General features: G+C 62.0%; 8 protein-coding genes and 1 tRNA gene. 5 read left to right on the top strand and 4 right to left on the bottom strand.

The features are described 5' to 3' along the window. Nucleotides 1-487, bottom strand: a 487-nt coding sequence (locus tag Q0982_RS19430) for a histone H1-like repetitive region-containing protein (RefSeq protein WP_299398448.1), incomplete at its 3' end; no start/stop codon positions are given. A gap of 480 nt (nucleotides 488-967) precedes the next feature. Here Q0982_RS19430 and Q0982_RS19425 point away from each other — a divergent pair. Then, a tRNA-Val gene (locus tag Q0982_RS19425) sits at nucleotides 968-1,042 on the top strand. A 54-nt stretch (nucleotides 1,043-1,096) separates the two neighbouring features. Here Q0982_RS19425 and Q0982_RS19420 read toward each other — a convergent pair. Both Q0982_RS19420 and Q0982_RS19415 read right to left on the bottom strand, forming a co-directional pair. Further along, entirely contained in the window at nucleotides 1,097-2,239 is a 1,143-nt protein-coding gene (locus Q0982_RS19420) for a glycosyltransferase family 4 protein (RefSeq protein WP_299398445.1), read from the bottom strand. Beyond that, nucleotides 2,223-3,464: an O-antigen ligase gene (locus Q0982_RS19415; protein WP_299398442.1), complete on the bottom strand. Its 1,242-nt coding sequence runs from the start codon at nucleotides 3,462-3,464 to the stop codon at nucleotides 2,223-2,225. Before Q0982_RS19415 ends, Q0982_RS19420 begins: the two co-directional genes overlap by 17 nt. A 339-nt stretch (nucleotides 3,465-3,803) precedes the next feature. Here Q0982_RS19415 and Q0982_RS19410 point away from each other — a divergent pair, with 339 nt between their 5' ends. Further along, complete coding sequence (locus tag Q0982_RS19410; RefSeq protein ID WP_299398440.1) at nucleotides 3,804-4,514, top strand: hypothetical protein; 711 nt, start codon at nucleotides 3,804-3,806, stop codon at nucleotides 4,512-4,514. Nucleotides 4,515-4,568: 54 nt separating this feature from the next. Here Q0982_RS19410 and Q0982_RS19405 read toward each other — a convergent pair whose 3' ends face one another. Next, on the bottom strand, nucleotides 4,569-4,874 hold the full coding sequence (locus Q0982_RS19405) for a metalloregulator ArsR/SmtB family transcription factor (protein WP_299398437.1): 306 nt from the start codon (nucleotides 4,872-4,874) through the stop codon (nucleotides 4,569-4,571). 232 nt (nucleotides 4,875-5,106) lie between these two features. On the opposite strand from Q0982_RS19405, the gene Q0982_RS19400 reads away from it, so the two are divergent. Genes Q0982_RS19400 through Q0982_RS19390 form a run of 3 tightly spaced genes read left to right on the top strand, consistent with a single transcriptional unit; the run spans nucleotide 5,107 to nucleotide 7,927 of the window. Next, complete coding sequence (locus Q0982_RS19400; protein ID WP_299398435.1) at nucleotides 5,107-5,559, top strand: hypothetical protein; 453 nt, start codon at nucleotides 5,107-5,109, stop codon at nucleotides 5,557-5,559. Between the two features lie 55 nt (nucleotides 5,560-5,614). After that, complete coding sequence (locus tag Q0982_RS19395; RefSeq protein WP_299398432.1) at nucleotides 5,615-7,402, top strand: monovalent cation:proton antiporter-2 (CPA2) family protein; 1,788 nt, start codon at nucleotides 5,615-5,617, stop codon at nucleotides 7,400-7,402. 39 nt (nucleotides 7,403-7,441) lie between these two features. Then, nucleotides 7,442-7,927 (top strand): PaaI family thioesterase, encoded by a 486-nt coding sequence (locus tag Q0982_RS19390; protein WP_299398430.1) that lies wholly within the window; start codon nucleotides 7,442-7,444, stop codon nucleotides 7,925-7,927. Nucleotides 7,928-8,029 lie beyond the last annotated feature (102 nt).

The following is an 8,029-nucleotide window of genomic DNA, read 5'->3' as shown; positions in this document are numbered from 1 at the left end:
CCGGACGCTTACGAGCGGCGGTCTTGCGAGCGGTCGTCTTCCGCGCAGTGCTCTTCCGAACGACGCGCTTCTTGGCGGCCGTCTTGCGGACCGGGCTCTTGCGAGCCGTGGTCTTGCGAGCGGTCGTCTTCCGCGCAGTGCTCTTCCGAACGACGCGCTTCTTGGCGGCCGTCTTGCGAGCCGGGCTCTTACGCGCCGCGGTCTTGCGAGCGGTCGTCTTGCGGGCCGTCGTCTTCTTCACAACGCGCTTCTTGGCGGCCGTCTTGCGAGCCGGGCTCTTGCGAGCCGTGGTCTTGCGAGCGGTCGTCTTCCGCGCGGTCGTACGCCGGGCCGCGGTCTTGCGGGCCGTAGTCCGCCGGGCCGTCGACTTCCGGGCAGCCGTCTTGCGAGCCGTGGTCTTACGGCGCGCAGTGGTCTTCTTGGCGGCGGTCTTACGCACCGCCCTAGTACCAGACTTCCGGGAAGCCTGTTTGCTAGTGATAGCCATCGCTATTTCCTCGTCAAACTTTGTAAACCCAAGTGGATTTCGGCTAATGGCATGAGGTTCATATCCCCATTGCATTAATAAAATCTTACTGGAGCCGCTACGGGATAGACGGGGCACAGTAGCCAGTATTCCGGACTTAGGACGAATTGAGCAGAAATCGCACAACGACTATCGCCTTCACTGGGGTGCCGAAAGGCCTGGGAAACCGCCAAAAACCGAAGGAAAACTGCGGCAGAGCGGCAGAACTGAGGGCTTACGAGCCGGGAGTACAGTGGCCCGATTACTGGCACCTCGACTTGACCGCCGATCATGGATTTCTCAGTCGTTTCTTCCCTGCAATGAGACTGGGCCGAATTGACTTATCGGGGCGGCAAAGCGGGAGATTTCCGCCGTCTTGACAGCCTGCGGCGCCTGTCCTACACCACGCAGCCGCCGCCGAGGGCGGGTGGCCCCGGCCAAGGGGGCCAAAAATCCTCAGTCGGGCGATTAGCTCAGCGGGAGAGCGCTCGCTTCACACGCGAGAGGTCGCTGGTTCAATCCCAGCATCGCCCACCATCCTCCTGTCTCGCCGTCTGTCGGCGCGACCGAACCAGGCGGCCCCCCTGCTCATCAGGCCCTGCTCCACATACTGCTGTAGGCGCGGATGAGCTCGTCTTCTTCCTGCTGCCAATTGAAGAGTTCGACGACCGCCATGCGGCCGCGGCGTCCCATCTCAGCGGCTTCTTGTGGATTGTCCAGCAGGTAGCGAATTGCCTTTGCGATCTCCTCCGCATCCAAAGGATCGACGAGAATTCCGCAGCGGCATGGCTCGACAACCTCTCGCCAGTGGGGAAAATCGGAGGCAATCACCGGCAAGCCCGCCGCCATGTACTCGTAAAGCTTGTTCGGGCGGATCTTCAGGTAGTTGTTTGTCGGGTGGAGTAACACCAGGCCGGCTCTTGCCTGATCCAGCTCATGCGCAAGTGCTGCACCACTCAGCCAGCCGAGATACTTTGACCTTCCGGCACCGTCATGACGGCGCAGTTCAGCCTCATCGGCCTCGCTTAAACTCCCTGCCAGGTGAAGTTCGGCGTCGGCAACGCCCTCAAGCCTTGCCATGGCCTCCACCATGGAAAACAGACCGCGCTGGCGCGTGAGATCGCCGTGATAGGTGACCACGGGCGGGCGGTCCGCCATGGCAGTCGAGTTGCTGAGATGAAAGTCGGATGGGATCGGGAAGTTGCGAACGACGACTATCCGTGCCTTTTCGAACTGCTCCTCCAAAGTGTCGTGAGCAATGACGGTCAACGAGGCATTGTTGGCTAAAAAAGCCTCGCAGCTCCGCCATATCCTTGAAAACAAAGGTCTCACGAGACGGGGAATCCAGTCCCGATCCAGGATGACCATCGCGTAGGCTTCGTGCGCGTCATACACGACCCGCCGCCCTAGAAGCCTAAGGACCAATCCGAGCAAAATGAGTTCGGGGTCATGTACATGATAGACATCGTAGCGTTTACGAACGCAAAACCAAATCAGCCATGGAAGGCGAACGAGAAAGCGGCGGGCCCGAGACGATGGAAGGTCGTACTCGATGTACTCCAAGTCGGCCGGGAGTTCCGCCCCCTCCGCACGCTTTAGCGCCAGGATGGTGACCTTGTAGCCGACGCGCAACAGGCTGGCCGCTTCTTTCCTGGTAATGCGACCGTCGGAGACCCGATGCGCGGACGACACATGAATGACTGATCTACGGCCGCTCCTATGGGAAGCGCTCATTTGGCTCGGCGTGCCTTTCACTCTGCGCCGCCGAACTCTGAGATCGACTTCCCATAACGATAGAAACTGAAACGGCAAGAAAGGCCCAAAACGGGCGGTTATCGTTGACGTCTCCGCTCACAAGGGAGCAGGAAAACCAGTAAACAAAACCGGCAAAAATGACTCCCTCATGGAGATTGAGGCGGCGATACAATCTCTTGTAGAGGGATACCCAGAGCCAGGCTACAAGACAAGCGAAAATGGCGCCTGCAACCCAACCAGCCTCCAGGGCGATCTCCAGGACAATGTTGTGGGGATAGAGAGCCAACTTGGCGTTGGCATGAAGGGCATCATGATAGACCTGAACCACTTCGGTGAACCTGCCCCAGCCAATACCGAAAGGATGCTCTGGTATCTGTTGCCAAGCCCCTTCCCACAGGGCGAGCCGCGTTAGTTCCGTGTCGCCCAGTTCGCCCATCGCAATTCGCATCATACGCTGCCCAAGCCGGTGACCTTCCGCCGCCAGCCAAGCCAAAACGATTGTACCAACGACTGCGAGCAGACCAATGGTGAGCCAGGCCCGACGTCCTTCGACGGAACGGAGTTTGAGAGCAGAGGCCGACAACACAGCTGCGCATGCGAGCGCCAGTAAAGGTCCTCTGGAGCCGGACAAAAGGAGACCGGTGAGAGCCAGCGCGACCAGCAGCATCATCTGCCAAGAAGTCAGTCTCCCAAACCAGTAGAGAACCAAAAAAAGCAATGCCGCAAAACCGCTCGCCCGCCCAACCAGAATCGGATTGACATTGAAGGCTGATGCGCGAGGACCGGTACCGCTGCTGCCCATGCCGGCAACCGCGAAGGCCGCCATGATCACGCCCAAGGCGGCGACGGCTACCACGAAGAACAGCCTGTCACGATCACCCCGGAGGAGAAGCAGAGGGGCAAACGCCGCAAGTGCGGTCAAGCTAAACAGCCGAAGGCTTTTCTGCGCCGCGTAACTCCCGAACTCGATCGGCCAGCGCATGCCAAGCAAAAGAACGGCGAAGACGCAGATCATGAGAATGGTCCCGGGCGGCACTTTCGGGTCCTGAAGGAACGTCCAGGCCAGCAGCAGACCGGTCAGCCCGGCAAACAGCAGCGTGATGTCGACAGGCATAGCCTGAAGTACGTCCGCCGCTTTGTAGTAACCGGCAAACACAAAGAGGAACAGAACAAGGGCCTTGGGTCGCAACCAAGACAGGGTCATCGCCTGATCTCGCGGCTACAGTCACGGGTTCCTGGTCGGGACGGCATAGGCGGATTGGCTGCGGCTGGCCCGTTGGTCGAGTGACGCGGAGGGATTGGATACTCTGCTCCGCCACGCCTTCCCTCTATCACAACTCGAGGCCCTCTGGCGAGAAAGCAATGCCCCGGCCGCTCAGAGAGCCGATGGTTGGTCCGGAAGCTCAGCGAAACTGGCGAGATCACCTATGCGCCGAAGGTCGGCCACTCAGAGTCCTGAATCCTGTGCGTTTAACCACAGCGCCGCCTGAACTGCGGCGCGAGGATACGGACGCGCCGTTATGACTGTGGGAAGTGGGAGAGCATGGCTGGCGAAGCAACACGCAAATCGGCTGAGGGCTATGTCCTTGGCCGTCTGGTGCTGGATTACATCCGGGCCTTCATGTGGCCTCTGGTCGCCCTCGTGGTGGTCCTGGTCTACCAGAACGACGTCCGGACCCTTGTCTTCGAGCGTGAGATCGACGTCTTCGGGGTCAGAATCGGCGCCAAGGTCGAACAGATCGAGTCCCAGGCCCTGGCGGAGATCGCCGATGTCCGGGTTCTGCTGGAAGCCCAGCAGTCCAGCGGAGACAGTGCCGGCAACCCGGAGATCGCCCGCGACATCGAGGCCAAGCTCGAGACCCTGGAACGCAATCTTTCCCGGGAAATCGCGGAGGTCCAGAGCGTGCAGCAGACACGCCGCCCCTCACCGGTGCCCGAGCGGACAGCGCCGCCTGCGGCCGCGGTAAACGCCACCACCCTGGCCGCCGCCGCAGAGCGCAGAGGGTTTGAAGCCCTCGTCGCCCACGACATTGCCGCTGCGATCGCCGCCTTCGACGAGGCCAGGCGGGCTCTGCCGACCTATCGCAACGTCGCGGAAATCGGCAACGCCCTGCGCCGGTGGGAGGACCGGCTGAAAGACCCGGAGAGCCCCATGTGGGCCCAGCTCTACCGGGAGATCCTGACCCGTTACTCCTGGGGACTCCCGGAAGATCTGCGCACAGTCATCCGCAGGGGCGCGAAGCAGGCGTATTGAAGGGGAAGCCCGCAGCTATCGGATGCCGCGGGTCGGGGCTGCAGCGCGGAAGCGCTACCGCGCTGCGGCCTTGCGCCGGCTTTCCCGCTTCAGCGGCCGCGACACCGGGCAGACCTCCTGCACAAAGCCGTTCAAGGTATTCACCAGGTTCTCCTCCACCAGCCGGTAGTGGATGAACTGGCCGCGCTTCTCGCCGACGATGAGTCCGGCGTTCTCCAGGATCGAGAGATGCTTGGAAACCGAGGGCTTGGAGATCTCGAAACGTCCGGCAATCTCCCCCGCCGTCAGCTCCGAGGCGGAAAGATAGGCCAGGATCTTGCGCCGGACCGTCGACGACAAAGCCTGAAAAACCTTGTCCAAGAGTCGTCCTCGTTCATAATGGTTTAGCTTTCTATCTAATCAATAGATATAGCGGCTTGACCGCCGCGAAACAAGGGCGGTCGGCGCCCACCCCCCCCAAGCACCGCTGGAACGGCCAGACGCGAAGTCCAGATCCTGCCGCAGACACCCCTTGATCCCGCCTCGCTGCGCCCCGACTATGGGCGCAGCCTGCCTTTCGGCGGGCTGACTTGTCTTGCGGGAGATGGTGGCTTTGAGAAAGAACTCGCTGCAATCGGGCAGTCCGAACCAGCGCGTCGAGAGTTCCGAGGAAAGCCTGTCGCCAGAGGCGGTCGAGGAGCTGCTCAAGACCTGGCCCAGGCCACGCGCCGCGCCTCTGGCCGACCCTTTCCTGCCCAAGATCGAACTGCGGCTGAGGGGCGAATGGAAACAGGCTGCCAGCCATATCTTCGAGTACCAGTTCAAGGTCTCTGCCAGACGTTTCTTCTTTGGCGACTCCAAGCCGGTGCCGCTTGAGACCCTGACCCTGCACTGGATGTTCCAGCCGCGTCACGGCGCAGCGAGGGTCGGCCATCGCACGATGACGAACGCGGTGCAGATCGAGAAGACCTCGACCTTCGATCAGGAGCTCTTTCGCGCACTGGCCTGGGCCGAAGGCTGGAACAAGAACAAGCAATATCGATCCTTTCTCGCCGTTCTCGCGTAGCCGGCGCCGGGAGAACTTGGTCGCCAGAGAAGCTGGCAGATAAGCGGAGCAATCCTTGGCAATTCTTTCTCAAGCAGCGGTCTTTCTGGGAGCAGCGGTCGTTGCCGTGCCGCTGTCAAAGCGCCTTGGCTTCGGCGCGATCCTCGGCTACCTCGCCGCGGGACTGGCGATCGGCCCCGGCGGCTTCGCCCTGATTTCGGAGGTCGATGCAGTTCTCCATTTCGCGGAATTCGGTGTCGTCCTCCTGCTCTTCGTGATCGGGCTGGAACTGCAGCCGAGCCGCCTTTGGGCCATGCGCAAGTCGGTCTTCGGCCTCGGCATGGCGCAGGTTCTCGTGACCGCGGTCCCGCTGGGCATTGCCGCCCTGCTCTACGGCCAGCGCTTCGAGACCGCGGTCATCATCGGTCTCAGCCTCGCCCTCTCCTCCACCGCCTTCGCACTGCAGAGCCTGGCGGAGAAAAACGAGCTGACCACCCGCCATGGCCGCTCGGCCTTCTCGATCCTGCTGTTTCAGGATCTGGCGGTGATCCCGCTGCTTGCTCTCATTCCGCTGCTCGCACCCGGCGATGCCGGGGCCGAGAGCGCCGGCGGATGGATCGACGCCGTCATCGTCATTGCGGTCCTGGTCGCCATTGTCGTGGGCGGGCGCTACCTGCTGCGCTATGCCTTGAGGATCGTCGCCGTCACCAAGGTGCGGGAGATTTTCACTGCCATGGCCCTGCTGACGGTGACCGGTACGGCCCTGGCGGTCGAAGCGGTCGGCCTGTCGATGGCGCTGGGCGCCTTCCTGGCCGGCGTGCTGCTGGCCGATTCCGAATACCGTCACGCGCTGGAAGCCGACATCGAGCCCTTCAAGGGCCTGCTGCTCGGCCTCTTCTTCATCGCCGTGGGCATGTCCTTGAATATCGCGCTGATTGCCGAGCGGCCCTTCGAGATCGTCGGCTGGGTGATCTTCCTGATGACGACCAAGGCCGTCGTCCTGATGCTGCTCGGCCGTCTGACGGGCCTCACCTGGTCTTCGGCGCGCAACCTGGCCGCGGCCATCTCCCAGGGCGGCGAGTTCGCCTTCGTGCTCTTCGGGATCGCCGTGGCCGCACAGCTGATGGACGGCGGACTCTCCGACCTGCTGATCGTCGTCGTCACGCTCTCCATGGCGGCAACGCCGCTGCTTGCAGCCGCCAACAACCGCCTCTTCGCCCGGCGCAGCAATGGCGGCGGCGAAGGTCCGGCGGAACCGAAACCGCTCGAAGAAAACCAGGTCATCATCGCCGGCTTCGGACGCTTCGGGCAGATCGTCGCGCGCATCCTGCGCGCCCGCAAGATCGGTTTCACCGCATTGGATGCCAGCGCCGATCAGGTCGACTTCGTCAAACGCTTCGGCAGCAAGATCTATTACGGCGACGCCTCGCGGCTGGACCTTCTGCGCGCCGCCCAGGCCGACAAGGCAGAGATCTTTGTGCTGGCCATAGACGATGTCGAAGCCTCACTGCGCACCGCGGAGACGGTGGTCGAAAACTTCCCGAACCTGACGATCTACGCCCGGGCGCGCAATCGCAAGCACGCCCACCAACTGATGGACCTGGGGGTGAAGATCATCCGCCGCGAGACGCTGCACGCCAGCCTGGATCTCTCACAAGCGGTGCTGCGCGGCCTGGGTCTTTCCCAGCGCGAGGCCGAGCGGACGGTGACGACCTTCCAGGACCACGATGAACGGCGTCTGCTGATACAGCATGCCGAACACAACGACGAAGAAAAGATGATCTACCTGGCGAAGGAAGCGGCCGAAGAACTGGAAGAGCTCTTCGAAGAGGACCGCAAGGCGGAGGCGGCGGAGCAACAATGATCACCAAAGCAGTACTGACCCCATGAACGATCAGACGCCATGAACGATTGGACGCAAACGCAGCCGGCGTTGGTTCCGCTCGACACGGTTCGAAAACTCAGCGGCCTTGCCTTGCTCCAAGGCATGATGCAGGGCGACTATCCGCCGCCGCCGATGGCTGAGACCCTGGACTTCCACCTGCACGAGGTCGCGCCCGGACGGGTGGTCTTTCAGGGCCGTCTCGCCGGCCGCTTCTACAATCCGCTGGGAACCGTCCACGGCGGCTATTCCGCCACCTTGCTGGACTCGGCCATGGCCTGCGCGGTGCACAGCACGCTGGAGCCGGGCGAGATCTACACCACCATGGAATTCAAAGTACAACTGGTGCGCGCCCTGACCGAGGAGGTCGGCAGCGTTCTGGCAACGGGCAAGGTGCTGCATCGCGGGCGGCGGTCGGCCACCGCGGAAGCGAACCTGACATCCGAGGACGGCAAGCTCTTCGCTCACGGAACCACAACCTGCATGATCATGCCGATCACGCAGTGATCCGCTCTAGGCTGTGGTGACAATTTATGATTTTGGGGATTCCCTTTTTCATCTGGGCATGATTCAAGACTGACCTTTGAGGAGGTCAGTCTTGGGTCGGCA

The organism is Pelagibius sp. (assembly GCF_028281305.1).
GTDB lineage: Bacteria > Pseudomonadota > Alphaproteobacteria > Kiloniellales > Kiloniellaceae > Pelagibius.
This window is presented reverse-complemented; position numbering and strand designations above follow the sequence as displayed.

Coding starts and splice junctions, on each gene's coding strand:
- Q0982_RS19420 (WP_299398445.1), bottom strand. CDS start 2,239: ATGAGCGCTTCCCATAGGAGCGGCCGTAGATCAGTCATTCATGTGTCG.
- Q0982_RS19390 (WP_299398430.1), top strand. CDS start 7,442: ATGAACGATTGGACGCAAACGCAGCCGGCGTTGGTTCCGCTCGACACG.
- Q0982_RS19410 (WP_299398440.1), top strand. CDS start 3,804: ATGGCTGGCGAAGCAACACGCAAATCGGCTGAGGGCTATGTCCTTGGC.
- Q0982_RS19415 (WP_299398442.1), bottom strand. CDS start 3,464: ATGACCCTGTCTTGGTTGCGACCCAAGGCCCTTGTTCTGTTCCTCTTT.